We start from the raw sequence: 19,340 nt of genomic DNA, 5'->3' as shown, positions 1-19,340 counted from the left end.
CACGGATCGGCCCGCGCCGCCCACCGGGCGCTTCGGCGGCAGTGTCTGGACAGTCGGCACGCGGTCCAGCTATACGGTTGCGCATGGATACTTTGGAGCACTGCGCATGAAGCCGTGGCACTGGATCACCGGCGTCGTCGTCATGGCCCTCCTGGCCATCGCTTCCACGCTCGCGGGCAACGCACCGCTGCACTACCTGTCAAAGCCGACGGCGACGTTGCTGGCGCTGGGCCTGGCGCTGACGGGGCCTGCGGTGTCCGCGGCCTACCGGCGCTGGATCGCGGTGGGACTGGTCTTCTCCACCGGCGGCGACGTTTTCCTCATGTTGCCGGGCGACTGGTTCGTGTTTGGTCTGGCCAGTTTCCTGTGCGCACATGTGGCCTACCTGGTGGCCTTCACGCGCGACAGTGCCTTCGGGCGCCCGCTCTGGCCCTTTGCGGCCTACGCGATACTGGCCGGCGGCGTGCTGAGCTGGCTGTGGCCGGACCTGCCGCCGGATCTGCGCATCCCCGTCGTCGCCTACGTTGCCGTGCTGGCCGCGATGGCCAGCCAGGCCGCGTCGCGCCGGATCAGCGCCGCGGGCGTGCCGGGCACCTGGCTGGCGGCCCTGGGGGGCGGCGTGTTCGTGGTGTCGGACGCCTTGCTGGCAATCGATCGATTCCAGGGTGGCCTGCCGGCGGGACGCGCCTGGGTGCTCTCGGCCTACTGGACGGCGCAGGTGCTGATCGCGCTTTCCGTCGTACCGGCCGCCGCGCGCGCGCGCACGACCGCGGGCGAAGCATCGGTGCTACCGGTACGATAGCGGCAGAGTGACCGTCAGATCCGCGCGGCGGCGAACGTGTCGCAACTGCTGACCTTGCCCTGTTCCAGTCCGCGCCGGAACCACTGCACACGCTGTGCCGATGTTCCGTGGGTGAAGGAATCAGGAACGACGCGGCCACGCGATTGCTGTTGCAGGCGGTCGTCCCCGATCGCCGTCGCGGCGGCCAGTGCGGCTTCGACATCGCCGCGCTCCAGCCATTGCAGTTCCCGTTGCGCCTGGTGCGCCCACACGCCGGCCAGGCAGTCCGCCTGCAGTTCCTGGCGCACGGAAAGACCCTGCGCGCCTTCCATGGGTTCGCCGCGCCGGCGCGCTTCCTCGGTACGGCGCATCACGCCCATCAGGTTCTGCACGTGATGACCCACTTCGTGGGCGATGACATAGGCGCGTGCGAAATCCCCCGCGGCCTGGAAGCGAGTGTCCATTTCCTGGAAGAAGCTGGCGTCGAGGTAGACGCGATGGTCGCCCGGGCAATAGAAGGGCCCGACGGCGGACGAAGCCATCCCGCAGGCCGATGACACGCCGCCGCTGAAGAGCACCAGCTGCGGCACCTGGTACTGGCCGCCGGCACCGGCGAACTGAGCGTTCCAGACGTCCTCGGTGCTGCCCAGGATGGCGCGCACGAAGTCGGTGGTTTCACCGGGCGGTGGCGCGCCCGTCGTCTGGGGAGCCACGGGCCCGCCCCCGCCCGAGAGCAGCGAAAGAATCTCCAGCGGGTTCTTGCCGGTGAGCAGGCTGATAACAAGCACGATGGCCACGCCACCCAGGCCGATCTTGCCGCCGCCGCCGCCGTAACGGCGCGACCCGCCACCCTCCGCCGAGACCACGTTCTCGCTGCGTCGTCCACGTTGCCAGAGCATGGGAATCTCCTTCGATTTGGCGGCGCCCGTCCGCGCGCAGTGTAGCAACCGGGCGCGTGAAGGAGGCGCGGGCTTCAGGCTTCCCGGGAGGCGCCGTGGGCGGCAAGGGCCTCGACCATCACCTGCTCGAGCGAGGCGTCCGGATCATGCCGGATGGCGTCGAGCGTTGCGGTATCCCACTGGCGTACCAGACGTCCGTCGATCAGCAGCACGGCACGGCTGATAAACCGCTCCGCCACCTCCAGCGCGTGCGTGGCCAGCAGTACTGCAGTGCCATGGTCGCGCGTGAGTGTCACCAGGTGCTGCTTGAGCGCAAACGCGCTCAATGGATCCAGGCCGTTCATGGGCTCGTCCAGCACGATCAGCGGCGGCTCGCCGATCAGGCCGAGCAGGATGCCCAGTTTCTGCCGGGTCCCCAGCGAATAGCTGTGCACTTCGCGATCCAGCCAGTGCGAGAAAGCCAGCGCATCGGCCAGCTGCAGGGTCGATGCCGGTATGGCGGGCAGGTCGCGCACGCTGGCGAAGAGTTCAAGGCACTGGCGGCCCGTCAGCAGCGGCGGCAACAGTGGTGGATCGACTGCGAAGCCCAGGCGCGCCTTGGCGCCGTGCGCATCGCGCGTCATGTCCACGCCACCGACCAGCACGGTGCCGGACTGCGGCGTGATGATGCCGGCCAGGCATTTGAGCAGGGTGGTCTTGCCCGAACCGTTCGGTCCGATCAGTGCCACGAACTCACCGGGCTGGATCGTCAGGTCCAGCTGGTCGAGCACGCGTCGGGTTCCGTAGGCCTGCACCAGCCCTTCCAGGCGCAATGCGCATTGATTCATCGCAGACTCCGTGCGACCTGATAGTGACGAACAATCAGTGCTGGTATCGCCAGCACGGCAAATACACCGATCACCTGCGCCAGCGAAATCACCAGCAGGATCTCGGCCACCACGCGCACGCGGGCAGTGCGTGGCCGATTGCGATAGCGCAGGGTCAGGGCCAGGGCGAGCGCGCTGGCCGCACCCAGCACCAGGCCGTAGCCGATCGCGACAGGAATGGTCGCGCCCTGCATGCCCATGCCCGCGCCGCCGAGCGCCGCCGCGCACAGCCAGGCGGCGAACGGGTAGCGGACGCTGGCATGTGCCAGGCGTGGGAACGGCAGCGGCAGCGCCGCGAACAAGGCGGTACTGCGGACGATCACGTCCTCGCTGGCGCGCAGTGCCAGGCCGTACCAGATCAGGCTGATGCCGAGCAGGATCAGGCCCGCCAGCGACAACAATCCCTCGTTACCCGGAATCAGCAGCGCGAACGCCCCCAACTGCCAGACGCGTCCACCGCTGCGCCAGCGGCGCAGAGCGTCACGGCGTTGCCACTCGGGAAAATGGCGCAGCCCGGCGGCGTGCTGGCCCGGCATGGGGACCACCGGCGCGCTGGAATGATCGCGTTCGCGCGGCCGGGGCGGCCGGGCGTGGGTGCGTCGGGCGCTGGCATGGCCGAGTGCGGCGCCCAGCCATAGCCCGACGGTGTGAGTCAGGAGCAGGACGGGCAGCCAGTGCTGCGATTTCCGCGACACCGCCGCGATACCCAGCAGCACGCCCGCTCCGGCGAGGTTGGCCAGCGTCGTGAAGAGGAGGGACGTCAGCAACAGGCTGCGCCGGGTGGTGCTGGCTGCTACCGGCATCGCGCCCCACCAGCCGTGGCGCAGTTCCTGCGCCAGCGACAGCGTATGGCTGCGGATCAGCATGAAACCCAGCATGGCAAAGCCCAGGCCGGCCGGAAGCGGCTGCTCGGCCACGAAACGCAGGGCAAGGCCGATCCGGTCTCCGTCCAGGCGACGCAGGGCCCATACCGCTACGCCCGCGAGCACGGTCCAGGCGATCGCGTGGAACAGCGTCTCCGGCCAGCGCCGCCAGGCACCGGTGATGCGATTGCGCAGCACCAGCTGCTGTTCGCGGAAGTAGGGGTGAAGGGCGGCCATCCAGACAGTGTCCGTATCCCCGGCGACGGTGGCATGGGCCACGAGTTGGCTTGTACCGCCACGGGGCTTTGCGTAAGCCGTGGATCACCGCGCGAGCGGTTTCCGCGCCGTTGCCAGGGAGCGATACTGTCACGGCAGGGTGCATCGCCGATCCCGCATCTCCTTACAGGCATAGCATGACGACCTCGTCTGACGCCCCGCTGGACCTTCCCGCCCTGATGGAAGCGGAGCTGGCCGCCGCCTATACCGTTCCGCAGCGCTTCTACCACTCCGCCGATCACGTCGAAGAAGTGCTCGAGCACTTTGCCGAGGTGGCGGCAGGCCCGGGCTGGGAGCATCCGCGCGAGGTTTACCTCGCGGTGCTATATCACGATGCGATCTATGAGCCCGGCCGGCGCGACAACGAAGCACGCAGCGCGGACCTGGCCGTGCGCGCCGTCAACACGCACCTGCCGGACGCCGGCATTGACACGGTCTACCTGGCCGAACTGATCCACCTGACGGCGCGGCATGGCCATCTCCGGCCGGCCGACGTCGACCGGGACAGTGCCCTGTTCCTGGACTGCGACATGGCCATCCTGGCGGCACCGGCGGCACGCTTTGCCGCCTACGACGCAGCCATCGCGCAGGAATACCGCGGCCGCCTGCCGCAGTGGATGTTCCGGCACCTGCGCCGGCGCTTCCTGCGCGGCCTGCTCGATGCGCCGCGGATCTACCTGTCCGACTACTTCCACGATCGGCTCGACGCCACCGCGCGCGAAAACCTGCGCCAGCTGCTGTCGGCGCGCAATCCGCTCAAGGCCAGCGCGGGACGTTGACCTGTCCCGTGGAGCCAATCGGAGATTGGCTTGCGGGGCCATCGGTTCGCTTGTCCGAAATCGCGATATAAGGATTCGGATTGACGTAGATGAAGACGCCGGACGCTCTGCTATTTTGCTCGCATGACCTTCCCTCTTGCTGCCACTGCCGGTTCCGGCGTCGACGCGTTGCACGCCGCACTGGATCGCGCCGGCTTCTGCTTCCTCGATGCCGTGCAGATGCGACCCCTGCTGCAGGCGCAGGGCGCGCTGTCGGATTGGGGCGCGTTCGCCGACAGCTGGAATACGCTGGCGATGGACAACCACATGGCCGACCGCGGGCGCTACCGGCGCCGGCGCCATGCTGTCTTCGTCACCGCGCGCGATGGGGACATCCGTCGCCTGGAGCACCAGCCGCATTACCAGAGCCTGGAATACAACGCCCTGAACGGCGGTATTGCGCGCTGGTTCGAACCGGTGTCGGCGGCGGCCGGCGAAGGTGCCAGCCTGCGCGTGATTCTCACCTTCTGCCGCGATCTCTTCGGCGCGCTGGCACCGTCGGTTTCCGGATGGCGTATCGAGGTGCACCAGTTCCGTATCGAAGCCCGCGCGGGCGAGCCGGGCCTGCCCACGCCCGAAGGCGTGCATCGTGACGGAGTGGATTATGTGCTCGTGCTGATGATCGGGCGGCACAACATCGCCAGCGGTACGACGACCATCCACCTGCCCGACGGCACCTCGCTCGGCCAATTCACCCTGCGCCAGCCCTTCGATGCCGCGCTGGTCGACGATGCACGCGTGTGCCACGGCGTCACGCCGGTCGAGCCGATCGACCCTGCGCGCCCGGCCTATCGCGACGTGCTGGTGGTCACGTTCAAGGCGCAGGCACCACGCGTCGCGCGTCGTTGACGATAGTCAAACGGGCTTCAGGAAGCGCTCGCTACTTTCTGGCGGGCCCACCCCGGAGACACCCGTGAAATTCGCTCTGCTGGCGCTTTCCCTGTTTTCTTCCACAGCGGTTCTGGCTGATACGCAGCCCTACCGTTCCTTCTACGAATCCCTTGAACCCCTGCAACGCATCAAGGACCTGCGCCACGTGCAGGCTGATGCGCGCCTGTCGGGGAAGGAAGCGGGCGTAGCCCCCGAGTGGATCCGGATGGTCATCAAAAGCCGCAGCGGCGATATCCCCATCACCGTCGGCGCGGACGGCCGTTTCACGTTCCCGCTGGATCAGCGTCTGTTCGAGGAGGACCCGCCGGTGGAATCCACCCCGTCGTCGGACCTGCTGAAACTGACCGTGACCTTCTCCGCGCGTATCGAACCGGCAAAGAGCTACCACTACGCGCAGTTCGTCGCCGTCGCTGACGACTACAAAGAAGGACTGTCCCGCCAGGACTTCCTCTGGCGCATGAGGGCGCCGTCGTTCAAGGGGATGGTGCTGCGCTTTCCCAAGGGCGCCGAAGCGGTGGCCACCGTGCACCTGGCCGATGGCGCGCTGCGCATCGCCAGCGACGAGAAAGACGAACTGCGCATTCCCGACAAGCGCGCCTGGCGCAAGGAGAATCCGCGCGTTGAGCTGAGCGTGGTGCCCGAGTCGGTCAAGCTGGATCTGTAGCGGCGCGGCCGCCGCTACGCACTATGTTGCAGAGGGTCAGGCGAGCCCGAGGCTGTCGGTGACACTGCCTGTCGGCAGCGTTCCGACCGGGCCGCGCCAGGCGTCCAGTGTCCGTGCCAGCTCGACAAACTGCGCATAGTGGCGTTTCAGCGCGAATTGCAGCTTGGGTGAGCTGTCGGCTTCAAACAAGTCTTCGATCAAGCCGATCAATTGCCGTTCGCGCTCGTAAAGCGCCTCGGCCTGCATGCGCGGGTGGTGCGGATCGAACTGGTGGCGCAGGCCCTCATAGCCGGTGTCCGCGTTCAATGACGGCGTGGCATGCGCGGGCGACGTCTGGAACAGCAGGCGCGTAGTGACCAGGTCTTCCAGGAGTTCGCGGCGAGCGCGCAGGGCGCGGGCGAACACTTCGGCGACCTCCCGGTCGACCACTTCGTCGTGGGCGAAGGCAAAGTAGTCGCGCCCTTCGCGTAACAGGTGGATCAGTTTCCGCGCGTCATCGAACGTGCTCATTCCGCCACTCCAGTCGTGCAATGGTCAGGCCCAGGCGCCCGCATCCTGCAGGTCCATGGGAGACATCGTCCGCGCCGCGTCTTCCCGCACGCAGCGCAACCAGTAGCGCGCGGCGGTCACCAGGATGACGCGCTCGCGTCCGGCGAGCCGACCGCCCAGCAGCTGTTCAATGCGATCGGCAAGGGTTGCCGCCTGGCGCGCCAGTGAGGCGGTGGATTCGCAGATCGCGTCCAGATCTCTACGCGGAATCTGGCCCAGCAACGCGTCATCCCGGCGGACGATGGTGGAGCCGTTCAGGTGCAGCTGCACCGTTACGCGCGCATGACTCAATTGCAGTTCAAGGCTGTGGGAACACAAGGTCATGGCCATTCCTCGCTTGGCACAACCCCTGCGCCGATGCCGGCGCAGGGAGGGATACATCAGCGAAGAAAAGGTCGTGCCGGCCGACCGCCGGCTGCAACGGATTGATCCAACTGGAAATTCTAGTGTGGCAGGGCATGCAAAGTACCCTGTCTCCGGGTCCCGCACGGCGGTGGAATGCCCGATCGTTCCCTGATCCGCGTAGTCAGCTGTTCCGTGTCAGGCCCATTCGGTGAGGCCTTCGCGCTCGTAGAGGGTCTTCCACGACGGGCGTGCCTTCATGCGTTCGGCGAAGGCTTTCAGGTGCGGCCACTCGGTCGCCGGCCTGGGCATATTGCGCGACCAGCGCATCAGCATCAGGGCATAGAAGTCCAGCGCTGTCGGCCCGTCGCCGACAAAGTACGCGCGCCCGTCGGACAGGAGCGCGTCAATGCGTTCCCAGATTGTTTCGATCTTCTGCCGCGCTGCTGCCTTGACCGCGTCCGGATCGACCGCGCCAGCGTCGCCCGGGTAGAACCACAGGCGGTAGGCCGGCTGCAGCGTATTGGCCAGGTGGGTCATCCATTGCAGGTAGGTTGCGCGACGCGCGGTGCCCAGGGGCGGCGCGAGGGCGGCTTCCGGATGATTCTCGGCGATCAGCTGTGCCAGCGCGGCGGCTTCGTAGTACGGGGCTTCATTGACCAGCAGCGTCGGCACGACGCCGTTGGGATTCAACTTGAGGTATTCCGGATCGCGCTGGCCGCCGGCTGCAAGGTCGACCGGGCGCAGTTCGTAGGGCGCCTGGGCTTCGATCAGGAGCAGGTGCGGCAGCATGCTGGCGGCGCCGGGCGAGTAATAGAGCGTGTACATCCGTGAATCTCCAAGGGACTGGCCGGAAAGTGCCAAGCATAGCCGCCGCGGATGACGGCAGCTGGGGCCGCCGCGCCGATTCGGGGCGGAGCCGCTCTCATGCGCCGGGTCCTGGAACCACCTTCGGCACGGGATCGCTTTCAACCCTTTGGGCATGCTGTGCATCCAAGCCGCACCCCAAAATCTCCGGAGCCCGCAATGAAATCCCTGTCGTTCGTAGTGGCCGCCAGTTTCGCCCTCAGCGCTCCGGTGGGGGCGGCGGGAATCAGCTCGTGCGGAATCGACAGCCGCTACGATGTCTCCTTGGACCGTGCGGGCCTGATTTTCGAACAGGCGAAGGCCATTCCTGCCCGCATCGAAATGCGCAAAGGCCAGTTACTGGTGGATGGCCGCGAGCTGAAGCTCAACGCCGCGGACCGCGCCCGTCTGGCCGAATACGAAGCCACGCTGCGCGCACTCGTGCCCCAGGGCAAGGCGATCGCGCGCGATGCCGTGGACATCGCGTTCACGGCCGTCAGTGAAGTGGTCGCCAGCCTCGCAGGCGAAGCCGGTCAATCCAGCGTCCGCTCGCGGATGAACGAAATCCGCGCACGCATCCGCGACGGCATCGATGACGCCTTTGAGGACAAGCCGTGGCGCCAGACGGATTTCGAAAACCTCGTCGAATCCACAGTCAAGGAACTGCTGCCGGTCATCGCCGCGGAAGTGGCGGGCCGTGCAGTATCGATTGCCTTGAGTGGCGACGCCGAAGCCGCCGCGCGACTGGAATCGGCCGCCGAGAAGCTGCAGCACGACATTGAAAAACGCATCAGCACGCAGACCCAGCAGCTGGCCGCACGCGTGGCGACGCTCTGCCCGATGATTGCCCAGCTCGATCGCATCGAGTCGGATCTGGATGTCCGGCTCGACGGCGGCGCGCGAATTGACCTGATCGGTTTCGAGCGCGACTGAGGTCGACCGCCCCGCAGCTTGCCGGCTGCGCCCGTCACTGCCGTGCAAGCTGCATACGCAATCGCTGCCCAAGCCTCCCGAAATAACCCCGGATGCGGGCAACGGCGGCGATTGCACCGGCTGGCACGCCCATTGCGAATACCGCATCAACCACCCGGGACGGTGGTGTGCGGCGAACCCTCCCGCGTATCCCGCCGTCCGGCCGTGGATGACAACGGAGGTTGCTCATGCTCAAGCTTGCTCTGATCTTTGCGGTGATCTCGCTGGTAGCCGGTGCGTTGGGTTTCACCGGCGTGGCCGGTGCATCCGCAGGAATTGCCAAGATCATCTTCGGCATTTTCCTGGTGCTGTTGCTGCTCGCGCTCCTGGGGCTGGTCCTGGGCATCAATCTCGCGCTCTAGCGCATCGGGAAGGAAAGGGGATTGCCCCCTTCCTTCCCAATCGCTGCGCGAGGCCTGCTGAGCGGCATCACTCGGGCAGGGCGTGCAGGTAATCGCGGCCGCGGCTCATCAGGTCGACGAACTGCTGCTCATCGCCGCTGCGCACGGCGGCCAGCAGCGTATGCACGGCCTCGTCCAGCGCTGTCAGGGCCGGCCCGTTGTGCGCATTGAGCGACTGGATCTCGAAGTACAGGTGTGGATTTTCCCGCGCCACACCCTCGGCGATCGCCAACTGTGCGCCGAACGTGGTGGACGAAACCGCGCGCAGGCGCTCGGGCGCCACGCCGCTGCCGGCGAGCGCCGCCGTGAAGGCGATATTGAGCGCGTGCGACAGACCCAGTACCAGCGCAATCATCTGGTCGTGTTCGTCCAGGTCCATCTCGACCGTCACCGCCGTGGTCGAGGCGAACAGGGCGCGGGCCGCTTCCAGGGCGTCGCGATTGCCAGTGTCGATCAGGATCACGTGCCGCCCCGCCAGGACATTCGCCGAAGGGCCGAACATCGGATGGATCGACGTGGTGCGGACACCCGCGGCCTGCAGGGCCTGCAGCGATTCGCGCAGGGGCGTCTTGATCGAACCGAGGTCGAACACGATGCCGGGCGGTCGATGCGATGCCAGTCCCGCCAGGATGCGCGCGGCGGGGCGCAGCGGTGTTGCCACGACGATCAGGTCGTGGTCGAGTGGGCCTGCATCCCACCGTTCACGCCGGGCGAAACCCTCGGGAGCACCGGTCGGATCGCCGATTTCCACCGCGAAGCCCTGTGCGTCCAGGAATCGCGCGAACCAGCCGCCCATGCGGCCATTGCCGCCGATCACCAGCGCGCGCCGGCCATTGCCCTGGGAAAGCGCACGCACGGTGTCCTGCTCCTGCCGGGTCAGCGACGCGCCGATCAGTAGTTCCATCAGCCCGGCCGCCAGCTCCGGATCGATGCCTGCCTCGCGGGCGTGGCCACGGACGTTGTCCAGCACTTCCTTCTCGCGCTTGAAGTCGCGCAGCGGCCGGCCGGTACCGCGCTTGCTGCGGCCGATCTCGGCAACAATACGCTGCCGTTCGGCGGCCAGGTACACCAGGTCCCGATCGATCTGATCAAGCTGGGCACGTAATTGCGGTATGTCCATCTGCCGTAGTCCATGAAGCGGTTCGGCCGAGCATAGCGGGGCTGGCCTTCGACGATTAGGGAATAAGGCCGCGACTGGTGCGCGCGTGGCTTCGCCGCCACAATAGTCCCCTTGCCTGAATATCGACCGCCTGGAGGGCGTATGGCTCAAGAAGTAAAGGTTCCGGACATCGGCAACTACAGCAATGTGCCGGTGATCGAGATCCTCGTGCAGCCCGGTGAGACGGTAAAGAAAGACCAGGGGCTGCTGACGCTGGAGTCGGACAAGGCGACGATGGAAGTCCCGGCGCCCTTCGCTGGCGTGGTCCGGGAGATCAAGGTCAAGCTGGGCGACGAGGTGTCCGAGGGTGTGGTGGTCGCGCTGATGGAAGCGGCGGGCGCAGACGCGCCGGCGGCCGCGAAGCCGTCGGCGCCGGCTGCTCCGGCCCCTGCAGCGGCACCTGCAGCGGCACCTGCAGCGGCACCTGCAGCGGCACCTGCAGCGGCACCTGCAGCGGCACCTGCAGCGGCACCTGCAGCGGCACCCGCGCCGGCCAAGGTGGCAGCACCGGTTGCCGCTCCGGCGGTGGCGGTTGGCGAGGCGAGCAAGCCCGGTATCGATGCCGAGATCGCCGGCCCACGCACGCCGCCGGTGGCGTTCGACGCGGATGCGGTGATGCCCGAGAAAGTCCCGCACGCCAGCCCGGCTGTGCGGCTGTTCGCGCGCGAGCTCGGGGTGGATCTCAAGCGCGTTTCCGGCGGCGGCCGCAAGGGCCGTATCACGCGCGAAGACGTGCAGAACTTCGTCAAGAAGGCGTTGGCCGGAGGCGGCCCGGCGCCGGCGGTGGTTTCCGGTGGCGGCGGCCTCAACCTGCTGCCCTGGCCCCAGGTGGATTTCTCCAAATTTGGCGACATCGAGCAGAAGCCGCTTTCGCGCATCAAGAAGATTTCCGGCGCGAACCTGGCGCGCAACTGGGCGATGATCCCCCACGTCACGCAGCACGACGATGCGGACATCACCGACCTTGAAGCCCTGCGCGTGGCGGTGAACAAGGAAAACGAAAAGAGCGGCATGAAACTCACCATGCTGGCCTTCCTGATCAAGGCCTGCGTGTCCGCGCTCAAGAAGTACCCGGAGTTCAACGCCTCACTCGATGCCAGCGGCGAGAACCTGATCCTCAAGAAATATTTCCACATCGGCTTCGCCGCCGACACGCCCAACGGGCTGGTCGTGCCGGTGCTGCGCGATGCCGACCGCAAGGGCGTGCTGGAGATCGCGCGCGAAACGGCCGAGCTCGCCGGCAAGGCCCGCGACGGCAAGCTGGGCCCGGCCGACATGTCCGGCGGCTGTTTCTCGATCTCGTCCCTGGGCGGTATTGGCGGAACGGCGTTCACGCCGATCGTCAACGCGCCGGAAGTGGCCATCCTGGGTGTATCCAAGTCGCAGACCAAACCGGTGTGGGACGGCAAGGCCTTCCAGCCGCGCCTGATCCTGCCCCTGTCGCTCAGCTATGACCACCGTGTCATCGATGGCGCGTCCGCGGCACGTTTCACCAGTTACCTAGGCCAGGTGCTCGCCGATATGCGGCGGACGCTGCTGTAACCGGTGGCGCGCCGCTTGCTTGCACGCGGTTCGGTCGGGCGGTGTCGCCGCCCACCTTCCGCGCTCCGCGACGGCGCGGCCGGTCCGTACCCTGGCAGGTCTCGCATCCCCTCGCCAGCGCAACGGTTTTGTCCTGATGTCCCCTGTAAGTGAGCAGATCTGTGTACCCCGAGTTTGAGGACATCCGGATTGTCGATCTGGACCTGAAGAAGACGACCTGGTCGCGCGTCCACGAGACGTTGCGCATCATGTTCCTCCGGCTCAATCGCGAACCGCCCGACAACGACTGGACGCGCCTGTTCTTCGAGGAACGTGAAACCCGGATCGTGTCGCGCCGCCGCGGACTGTGGATCGAAGACGGCTACATCAGCTTCGACACGCTGCCCGACGAAGTGGAGAAAGTCCATTTGCCGGACATCGCCAAGTCGATCGAATACGCCAATGCGCGCTACCGCGAATTGCTGGCGCAGAAGCGGCAGAAGCTGGCCGAGGCGCAGGCCGAGCAGCGCAGCGAGCACGATGAACTGCTGGCGCTGCGAGACCGGCTTCGCAGCGTTTTCGGGCCGGCGCCTGCGGCACCTGAGCCCCCGCCAACGCCGTCGCGCCCGGTTTTCGGACCGGGCTCTTATGTCGCCCCGTCGCCGGCTCCGGCCGCCGCGCCGGTGGCGGCAAATCCGATCAATGAATTCCAGGCACGGCGCGATGCCCTCAAGCAGCGCTTCCGCCATGCCCTGACCCCCAAGGACAAGGAGCAGAAAGGTGGCGACGACTGAAGTCAAAGTGCCGGACATCGGTGGAGTGACCGTTCCGGTGATCGAAATCCTCGTCAAAGCCGGGGATACGGTGAAAAAGGAACAGGGCCTGGTCACGCTCGAATCGGACAAGGCCACGATGGAAGTGCCGTCTTCTGCCGCAGGCGTGGTCAAGGAAATCCGCGTCAAGCTCGGCGACGAGGTCAGCGAAGGCGCTGTCGTCGTCGTGCTGGAAACCGAGGGCGCCGCGGCGTCCAAGCCGTCGCCCGCACCACCCGCAGCCGCGCCCGCTCAGGCGGCCGCAGCGACTCCGGCCAGCAGCACGCCGCCGGCGGTGGCGCCGAAGGTCACCGCGGCGCCGTCCAGTGGCCGAAAAGCCGACGTCGAATGCCAGGTGTGCGTGCTCGGTGCGGGCCCCGGCGGTTACACGGCCGCGTTCCGCGCCGCCGATCTGGGACAGAGCGTCGTCCTGATCGAGCGCTATGCCACGCTCGGCGGCGTCTGTCTCAATGTCGGCTGCATTCCTTCCAAGGCGCTGTTGCACGCGGCGCGTGTCATCGACGAGGCGCGCCAGTTTGCCAGTCACGGCATCACCTTCGGCGAACCGCAGGTGGATCTGGACAAGCTGCGCAGCCACAAGGAACAGGTCGTCGGCCAGCTCACCGGCGGTCTCGCCGGCATGGCCAAGCAGCGCAAGGTGACCGTCGTGCGCGGCACCGGCCGCTTCGTATCGCCCAACGAGATCGAAGTCGAAGGCGAAGACGGCAAGAAGCTCGTGCGCTTTGACAACGCCATCATTGCGGCCGGTTCGCAGGCGGTGAAGCTCCCGGGCTTTCCCTGGGACGATGCGCGCATGATGGATTCCACCGACGCCCTGGAGCTGGCCGAGATTCCCAAGAACCTCCTGGTGGTCGGCGGCGGCATCATCGGCCTGGAAATGGCCTGCGTGTACGACGCGCTCGGTTCCAGGGTGACGGTGGTGGAACTGCTCGACCAGCTCATGCCGGGCGCTGACCCGGATCTGGTGCGTCCGCTGCAGCAGCGGTTGTCCAAGCGCTATGCCGGCATTCACCTCAAGACCAAGGTGGCCCGTATCGAAGCCAGGCCCGAAGGCCTTCTCGCCACCTTCGAGGGCGAAAAGGCGCCGGAGCCGACGCTGTACGATCGCGTGCTGGTCGCCGTCGGCCGTTCGCCCAACGGCGGCAAGGTCGACGCGCAGAAAGCCGGCGTGCAGGTGACCGACCGCGGCTTTATTCCGGTCGACCGCCAGATGCGCACCAACGTGCCGCACATCTTCGCGATCGGCGATCTCGTCGGTAATCCGATGCTGGCACACAAGGCCACGCACGAAGCGCGCGTGGCCGCGGAAGTGGCGGCGGGGATGAAGAGCGAATTCGTCGCCCGCGTCATTCCCAGCGTGGCCTACACGGATCCGGAAGTGTCGTGGGTGGGCCTGACGGAAGCGGATGCAAAGAAGCAGGGCATCGCCTACGGCGTCGGCAAGTTCCCGCATGCCGCCTCGGGGCGCGCCATTGGTATCGGACGCACCGAAGGCTTCACCAAGCTGATCTTCGACGAGCACACCCATCGGGTGCTGGGTGCGGGCATCACCGCACCCAATGCCGGCGACCTGATTGCCGAAGTGGCCCTGGCCATCGAGATGGGCTGCGAAGCCGCGGATATCGGCCTGACCATCCACCCGCATCCGACCCTGAGTGAATCGGTCGGCATGGCGGCGGAAGTCTACGAAGGTACCGCGACGGATATCTACGTACCGAAGAAGAAGTAGTCCTGTTCCGGCGCGGGTGCTGCGCAGTGCGTAGCGCCCGCGTCGGATCACGCTTGCGCGCAGGCCCTCGCCACCACAGCTTGCAGGCGTTGCGCGACGGCCGTGCGGTCGTAGTGTTCCAGCACATAGCGACGCCCGCTCGATCCCATCGCCTGCCGCGCGTCCGTGTCCAGCGACAGTGCCTGGCGCATCGCGTCCACCAGGCCGTTGCGGGATGAATAGGTGATGCCGCCACCCGAGCGGGTCACATGGTCGGCAAGAACATCGCAACGGGCGTTGACGATGACGGGCGCTGTCTGCGCCATCGCCTCCAGCGTAACGATGGAAAAGCTCTCCAGCGCCGAGGGCATGACGAAGGCCGTCGCGCCGGCCATCAGTGCGGACTTGCTGTCGGCATCGACGAACCCCAGAAAACGGATATCCGGATGCGAGGGAAGGGGCATGCCCTCCGAGCCGGTCAGCCACAGTTGCACCGGTTCGCGCCGTTCCCGGCGCAGCGCCAGGAACGCGTCGATCAATTCACCGCAGCCCTTGGCCTCGTCGATACGTCCGCAGTAGAGGAAGTAGGACGTCTCGCCGCGTGCGTGCGGGTTGCGGGCGTCGGCGATCCGCGTGTCCACCGCCATGCCGACGACGTCACCCTCGTCGACCTGCCACAGCCGCCGCCCCAGCCGCCGCTCGGCGTCGGTCAGCCAGATCCGGTGCCCGCAGGCGCGCGCTGCCGCGGCGTAGACGGGCAGGTAGGCCGGCGGTTCGTCGTGCAGCGTGGGGATCAGCACCTGCTTGCGCGGGGGTACAACGGACAGGGAAAAATGCGTGGTCGGGTAAAGATAGGTACAAAAGAGCACGCAGGCGTAGCGCTCATGTTCCGCATCGAGCCAGTCGTACAGGCCGGGGCACCAGGGGCCCTGCGCACGGATGAACTCTTCCGCCAGCTGTGGCCGCCAGCCGAGGGGGCCTTCGGCGCCGGGTTGGCGCCGCGCGTAGTCCGCGAGCAGGCGTCGATGCAGGTCGTTGAACCAGGGCCCCCGCGGCCAGGCGGTCGGGAACCGGCGCAGGGTGATCCCGTCGTGCTGCGATTCTCCGGCCGGCAGTTCGTTGGCCCAGGTGCGGTAATCGCGCGCGCAGCTGGTGAGTACCTCCACCGCGTAGTGCGGGGCCAACAGTTCCGCATAATGCCAGGCCAATGCTTCCGAGCCGCCGACAACTTCGTCGTGCCAGCGCTGCACCACGATGGCGATGCGTTTCATGCCAGCTGCTCCAGCATCGATAGCAACCGGGCGGCCAGTACCGGACGACGGAACTGGCGGCGGAAACGGGTGCGGCCATGCCGGCGCAGCATGGCGTGCACGTCCTTGTCCTTGAACAGGCGCGCCAGTGACGCGGCGTAAAGACGCGGATCCGATTCCTGCCAGAGCAGTCCCGCATCGCCCAGCGTGTCGGGAATGGCGCTGGTGGCGCGCGCCACCACCGGCACGCCGAACGCCATCGCTTCCACCAGCGGCACGCAGAATCCCTCGTGCTCCGACATCATCAGCAGGGCGTCCGCCACCAGCCAGCAGGCTTTCAGGCGCGCATCGTCGATGTTGTCCAGGAAGTGCACGTGCGAGCTGATGCCCAGCGCTTGCGTGTGACTGAACAGGTGCCGCGTGTAGGCGGCGAGGCGACGATCCTGTTTGCCGACGATGAGCAGTCGCGCGTCGGCGTCATATTCGCGCCGGTAGCAGGCGAAGGCATCGAGCAGGGCGATGTGGCCCTTGTTCGGGGCAACGCGGCCCAGCATCAGGATATTCCGGCGGGCGTCGCCGTAGCGGTCGAGGAAATCGCCGTCGGCGGAGAGGTCCTGCAGCGCTTCGATCCGGTGAAAAGGGGCAGTACGGCCCCGCGATCGGCAGGCAGGCCGTGGGCGATGAGTTCGTCGCGGTTGTAAGCCGAGCACGCGAGGGCCAGTTCGAATCCCATCGTCGCCATGCGCGGCAGGCTGGCGCGTCCGGCGGCGCAGGTGCGGGCGTGGTCGCGCGACCAGCCGAAGAAGAATTCCGCCGGCGTGATGTTGTGGTAGCGCAGCACGCGCCGCGCGCGGCAGCGCGCCAGCATTTCCTCGATGCGCGGCCAGCCGATGGAGTAGTGGTAGATCACCAGGTCCCGCGGCGACAGCCAGCGGTCAAACCCATTCGGCGCATGCACGCTTTCGGCGATGCCGACAGCATGGTCGGCGTACAGGCGCACCTCGTGCCCCGCCGCGCGCAGCACCTGCGCCATTTCCAGTACGTCGGTGCCGACAGCGTCGAAGGCCGTCAGCGACGGGGCCAGCAGGGCGACCTTCATGATGTGCGACGACGCAGTTCGGCCTGCAGCACGAGCACGTGCTCGCGCAATTCACGAACCTGGGCCGCCAGCTCGGCGGTTTCCGCGCCGCTGTCGCTGCGCGCGAGCGCCTGGCCCAGGCGACGCTGCTCGCGGGCGATCTCGGGCAAGCCCCAGACCAGGGCCAGGCGTTCGATCAGGCCACCGACCAGCGGCAGTCGCGTCAGCCGCCAGAACCGGTAGCGCGGTGCCAGGCCCGTCACTTCGACGGCGTGCCCGCGTCCTTCGAGCGACCAGCGGATATCGCCCAGGATGGCGATCTTGCTGTCGCCGGCGGCCAGGCGTTGCAGGCACTCGACCATGCCGGCCGGGTCCGGCGAGCGCTTGAGCAGGCAGCGATAGGCCAGGTCGACAAATGCCTCATTATGAATAGGTACAAATTCCTGCAACGCGTAACGCAGGCGCTGGGGATGATCCAGCGGCAGCTCGGCCGGCGTCGTCGCCGCGGCCGGCGCAGCGGTGGCTGACACGGGAAGCGCGTCGGCCTCGCGCCGGATCTCCTGGCGCAGCGCCGCATGCGGAAAGGATTCCTGAGTGGACATGACCTTTGGATCGCGGGAAAAGCGGCGGGCGGCTATCGACCGTTCGCGCGGGCCGGCGCCGCGAGCGGGATGATGCCATAAGCCCGTGCGGTGGCGAGGTCGATCCATTGGTAGTCGGGGCTGCGCGCCCGGAACCCCTTCGCCTCGCGGGCGTAGCGCGCCTGGCCGGCTGCCAGGGCAGCGGCAAAGGTATCCATGGCATCGCGGTCGTAGTCATCCATTGCACCGGCGAAGGCGGGCACCGGACGCGGCGAGAGCAGGCGCGAACCGAGCAGGGTGGTTTCCAGCACCTGCGGCGTCTGTGACGCGGACACGCGGAAGGCGAGCATCGCATGGCGTGGCACCAGCACCAGCGCACTGTCGATACCCAGTCGCACGAATGCCGCCGCGAGCAGCAGGCTGCTGTCGATGCAGTTCGCGCGCTTTTCGTCCCACACCTGCTCGTGCAGGCGTACGCGCTGGCTCCATACAGCGGGGCCGCGCGACAGGCCCGGGTCCTCGTCGGCGTAGCGCACGCCGTGGTCATGAATCACTTCCCAGATCGCGAACGCCTCGGCCATGGCCGTGGCGGTATCGCGTCGCGCGTCCCTGGTCAGGGGCAGTTCCGGGTGATTGCGCCGCGCCTGCGCGAGGATCTCGTCCACCACCGGTGACGCCGGGTTGGCGTAGGCGGCGAAGATCCAGCCCAGGTCGACGTGATCGGCGCCGTCGCGCACGTAGTACAGCGCTTCGCCCAGCGGATGCACCCGCACCGGCCGCTCGATCACTTCGACAGCGTCATCGCGCTGCAGGCGGAAGGTCATGCTCGCACGCGTGGGCGCCAGCAATGAGGCCAGTGCCTGCCGGTCCCAGCGCAGCAGGGGCTGGAGGCGGTAGGTCTCGCCGCGGCGGGGCAGCACGGCTTCCACCTGGGCTGGTCCGGCGAGGAAAGGCGCCTCGACGGTCAGGGCGACGGGTTCATCGGCGCGTCGGGCGCGCACTTCCACGGCCACCAGGCCAGCGCCGCCGCCAAACTGTGTCGACGGCGTCCGCGATGGCTCGTCCGACTGGCCCTGCGACAGGTCCAGTACCGGATAGATCGCGTCGCCGGGACTGATCTCCACCCGCCAGCCGCGCTCGGCGGTTGGCGCGGCGGCCGTGGCGCCGACGAACAACACCACACACACCAGGATGGCGGACAGACGGCGCGGCGGCCGACGGGTTTGCACGGAAAGCATGCGCCGACTATCGTTGCGCGCGGCCCGGCTTGTCCAGGCCGTGTCGTCTGCACCGGCGCCGAGCGCGTCGGCACACCCGGTTGGAACTCCCCCGGGCGGCGACTGTTGCGATGGTCCAGGAAGGGCATGCTCGACCGGACCGTTCCATGCGTCCTCCGCGCGCCGCGCGTCGGCAGCGGACGGTCGTGGAAACCGATCGAACGGACGGCGGTCCATACCGCGCCGTCCACCGTCTGAGCATCACACCATCATGGAGTCGTCATGCGTCAAATCCCGGCAATCCTCGCCCTGAGCCTGGTCCTGGCCGCCTGCAGCGCGCCCCCTTCGGATCCCAAGGCGCCCGAAGCGTCCAAACCAGCCGCCACGACCGAACCGGCCAAGCCCGCCCCCGAAGCGGCCGCTGCCAAGCCTGCCGTCGATGTGCCAGAGGGCGCCTGCGGCGACCAGAGTGCCCTGCCGAAAGAACAGCGCCTGGCCAACACCCCGCGTTGGACGACCGCCAGCGAAGTGGAAAACTTCGGCTATGACGTGTTTCGCGGCGACGCGGAGCAGGGCCCGTTCACCAAGCTGACGGCCGAGCCGATGCTGGGCGCCGGCACCACCGACGAAACCAAAAAGTACGAATTCCGCGACGACACCATCGACCCGTGCAAGGACTACTGGTACTACGTCGAATCGATCTCTACCGGCGGCGAGCGCGAGAAATTCACGCCGGTCTTCAAGGCGCCGGCCAAGCGGCGTCCGGCGGCCGCCCCGGCGCAGCCGAACTGACCGATCCGGTGTGCGCGCCGGCACGGCCCGGGC

At 67.4% G+C, this 19,340-nt stretch carries 22 protein-coding genes; 10 read left to right on the top strand and 12 right to left on the bottom strand.

Annotated elements, in window-relative coordinates; all coding sequences use genetic code 11:
- The first annotated feature begins 106 nt into the window (after nucleotides 1-106).
- Complete coding sequence (locus tag N4264_RS25155) at nucleotides 107-802, top strand: lysoplasmalogenase (RefSeq protein ID WP_261694948.1); 696 nt, start codon at nucleotides 107-109, stop codon at nucleotides 800-802.
- 14 nt (nucleotides 803-816) lie between these two features.
- Here the strand turns inward: N4264_RS25155 and ypfJ are convergent, their stop codons facing one another.
- From ypfJ to N4264_RS25140, 3 genes are all read right to left on the bottom strand, one after another.
- Nucleotides 817-1,680, bottom strand: a complete 864-nt coding sequence (gene ypfJ / locus N4264_RS25150) for a KPN_02809 family neutral zinc metallopeptidase (protein ID WP_261694947.1) — start codon at nucleotides 1,678-1,680, stop codon at nucleotides 817-819.
- 74 nt (nucleotides 1,681-1,754) lie between these two features.
- A complete protein-coding gene (locus tag N4264_RS25145) occupies nucleotides 1,755-2,507 on the bottom strand; it encodes an ABC transporter ATP-binding protein (RefSeq protein ID WP_261694946.1) in 753 nt (250 codons plus the stop codon).
- Nucleotides 2,504-3,646, bottom strand: a complete 1,143-nt coding sequence (locus N4264_RS25140; protein ID WP_261694945.1) for a hypothetical protein — start codon at nucleotides 3,644-3,646, stop codon at nucleotides 2,504-2,506. Before N4264_RS25140 ends, N4264_RS25145 begins: the two co-directional genes overlap by 4 nt.
- A gap of 176 nt (nucleotides 3,647-3,822) precedes the next feature.
- On the opposite strand from N4264_RS25140, the gene N4264_RS25135 reads away from it, so the two are divergent.
- From N4264_RS25135 to N4264_RS25125, 3 genes are all read left to right on the top strand, one after another.
- A complete protein-coding gene (locus N4264_RS25135) occupies nucleotides 3,823-4,464 on the top strand; it encodes an HD domain-containing protein (protein ID WP_425508299.1) in 642 nt (213 codons plus the stop codon).
- Nucleotides 4,465-4,587: 123 nt separating this feature from the next.
- Nucleotides 4,588-5,352 carry a 2OG-Fe dioxygenase family protein gene (locus tag N4264_RS25130; protein ID WP_261694944.1) on the top strand — a complete coding sequence of 255 codons (765 nt, stop codon included), beginning with the start codon at nucleotides 4,588-4,590 and terminating at the stop codon, nucleotides 5,350-5,352.
- A 64-nt stretch (nucleotides 5,353-5,416) separates the two neighbouring features.
- Nucleotides 5,417-6,058 carry a DUF2987 domain-containing protein gene (locus N4264_RS25125; RefSeq protein WP_261694943.1) on the top strand — a complete coding sequence of 214 codons (642 nt, stop codon included), beginning with the start codon at nucleotides 5,417-5,419 and terminating at the stop codon, nucleotides 6,056-6,058.
- A gap of 36 nt (nucleotides 6,059-6,094) precedes the next feature.
- Here the strand turns inward: N4264_RS25125 and N4264_RS25120 are convergent, their stop codons facing one another.
- The 3 genes from N4264_RS25120 to N4264_RS25110 form a co-directional block, all read right to left on the bottom strand.
- Nucleotides 6,095-6,568: a hypothetical protein gene (locus N4264_RS25120; RefSeq protein WP_261694942.1), complete on the bottom strand. Its 474-nt coding sequence runs from the start codon at nucleotides 6,566-6,568 to the stop codon at nucleotides 6,095-6,097.
- A 24-nt stretch (nucleotides 6,569-6,592) separates the two neighbouring features.
- Entirely contained in the window at nucleotides 6,593-6,931 is a 339-nt protein-coding gene (locus tag N4264_RS25115) for a hypothetical protein (protein ID WP_261694941.1), read from the bottom strand.
- Between the two features lie 216 nt (nucleotides 6,932-7,147).
- Nucleotides 7,148-7,777, bottom strand: coding sequence for a glutathione S-transferase family protein (locus N4264_RS25110; RefSeq protein ID WP_261694940.1), 630 nt, complete (start codon nucleotides 7,775-7,777; stop codon nucleotides 7,148-7,150).
- A 198-nt stretch (nucleotides 7,778-7,975) separates the two neighbouring features.
- On the opposite strand from N4264_RS25110, the gene N4264_RS25105 reads away from it, so the two are divergent.
- Both N4264_RS25105 and N4264_RS25100 read left to right on the top strand, forming a co-directional pair.
- A complete protein-coding gene (locus N4264_RS25105; RefSeq protein ID WP_261694939.1) occupies nucleotides 7,976-8,728 on the top strand; it encodes a DUF2884 family protein in 753 nt (250 codons plus the stop codon).
- Between the two features lie 227 nt (nucleotides 8,729-8,955).
- Nucleotides 8,956-9,129: a DUF1328 domain-containing protein gene (locus tag N4264_RS25100; RefSeq protein ID WP_261694938.1), complete on the top strand. Its 174-nt coding sequence runs from the start codon at nucleotides 8,956-8,958 to the stop codon at nucleotides 9,127-9,129.
- A gap of 67 nt (nucleotides 9,130-9,196) precedes the next feature.
- On the opposite strand, the gene N4264_RS25095 is transcribed toward N4264_RS25100, so the two are convergent.
- A complete protein-coding gene (locus tag N4264_RS25095) occupies nucleotides 9,197-10,288 on the bottom strand; it encodes a bifunctional chorismate mutase/prephenate dehydrogenase (protein WP_261694937.1) in 1,092 nt (363 codons plus the stop codon).
- 141 nt (nucleotides 10,289-10,429) lie between these two features.
- Between N4264_RS25095 and N4264_RS25090 the strand changes: the two genes are divergently transcribed.
- The 3 genes from N4264_RS25090 to lpdA all read left to right on the top strand — a co-directional run bounded on the left by N4264_RS25090 (nucleotide 10,430) and on the right by lpdA (nucleotide 14,410).
- Entirely contained in the window at nucleotides 10,430-11,869 is a 1,440-nt protein-coding gene (locus N4264_RS25090) for a dihydrolipoyllysine-residue acetyltransferase (protein WP_261694936.1), read from the top strand.
- Nucleotides 11,870-12,030: 161 nt separating this feature from the next.
- Nucleotides 12,031-12,642 carry a hypothetical protein gene (locus N4264_RS25085; protein WP_261694935.1) on the top strand — a complete coding sequence of 204 codons (612 nt, stop codon included), beginning with the start codon at nucleotides 12,031-12,033 and terminating at the stop codon, nucleotides 12,640-12,642.
- Nucleotides 12,629-14,410 (top strand): dihydrolipoyl dehydrogenase, encoded by a 1,782-nt coding sequence (gene lpdA, locus N4264_RS25080; RefSeq protein WP_261694934.1) that lies wholly within the window; start codon nucleotides 12,629-12,631, stop codon nucleotides 14,408-14,410. Before N4264_RS25085 ends, lpdA begins: the two co-directional genes overlap by 14 nt.
- Nucleotides 14,411-14,457: 47 nt before the next feature.
- Here the strand turns inward: lpdA and N4264_RS25075 are convergent, their stop codons facing one another.
- Genes N4264_RS25075 through N4264_RS25055 form a run of 5 tightly spaced genes read right to left on the bottom strand, consistent with a single transcriptional unit; the run spans nucleotide 14,458 to nucleotide 18,536 of the window.
- Complete coding sequence (locus tag N4264_RS25075) at nucleotides 14,458-15,660, bottom strand: glycosyltransferase family 4 protein (protein ID WP_261694933.1); 1,203 nt, start codon at nucleotides 15,658-15,660, stop codon at nucleotides 14,458-14,460.
- Nucleotides 15,657-16,268: a glycosyltransferase gene (locus N4264_RS25070; RefSeq protein WP_484600528.1), complete on the bottom strand. Its 612-nt coding sequence runs from the start codon at nucleotides 16,266-16,268 to the stop codon at nucleotides 15,657-15,659. Before N4264_RS25070 ends, N4264_RS25075 begins: the two co-directional genes overlap by 4 nt.
- Nucleotides 16,193-16,738, bottom strand: a complete 546-nt coding sequence (locus N4264_RS25955) for a glycosyltransferase family protein (RefSeq protein ID WP_261694931.1) — start codon at nucleotides 16,736-16,738, stop codon at nucleotides 16,193-16,195. Before N4264_RS25955 ends, N4264_RS25070 begins: the two co-directional genes overlap by 76 nt.
- Nucleotides 16,735-17,319 carry a hypothetical protein gene (locus tag N4264_RS25060; protein WP_261694930.1) on the bottom strand — a complete coding sequence of 195 codons (585 nt, stop codon included), beginning with the start codon at nucleotides 17,317-17,319 and terminating at the stop codon, nucleotides 16,735-16,737. The genes N4264_RS25955 and N4264_RS25060 overlap by 4 nt, the downstream gene beginning before the upstream one ends.
- 32 nt (nucleotides 17,320-17,351) lie before the next feature.
- Nucleotides 17,352-18,536: a hypothetical protein gene (locus tag N4264_RS25055; protein WP_261694929.1), complete on the bottom strand. Its 1,185-nt coding sequence runs from the start codon at nucleotides 18,534-18,536 to the stop codon at nucleotides 17,352-17,354.
- Nucleotides 18,537-18,797: 261 nt separating this feature from the next.
- On the opposite strand from N4264_RS25055, the gene N4264_RS25050 reads away from it, so the two are divergent.
- Entirely contained in the window at nucleotides 18,798-19,307 is a 510-nt protein-coding gene (locus N4264_RS25050) for a hypothetical protein (RefSeq protein WP_261694928.1), read from the top strand.
- Nucleotides 19,308-19,340: the final 33 nt, after the last annotated feature.

Source organism: Tahibacter amnicola (genome assembly GCF_025398735.1).
GTDB classification, from domain to species: Bacteria; Pseudomonadota; Gammaproteobacteria; order Xanthomonadales; family Rhodanobacteraceae; genus Tahibacter; species Tahibacter amnicola.
The sequence above is the reverse complement of the archived record's forward strand: the minus strand, read 5'-3'. Positions and strand labels throughout refer to the sequence as shown.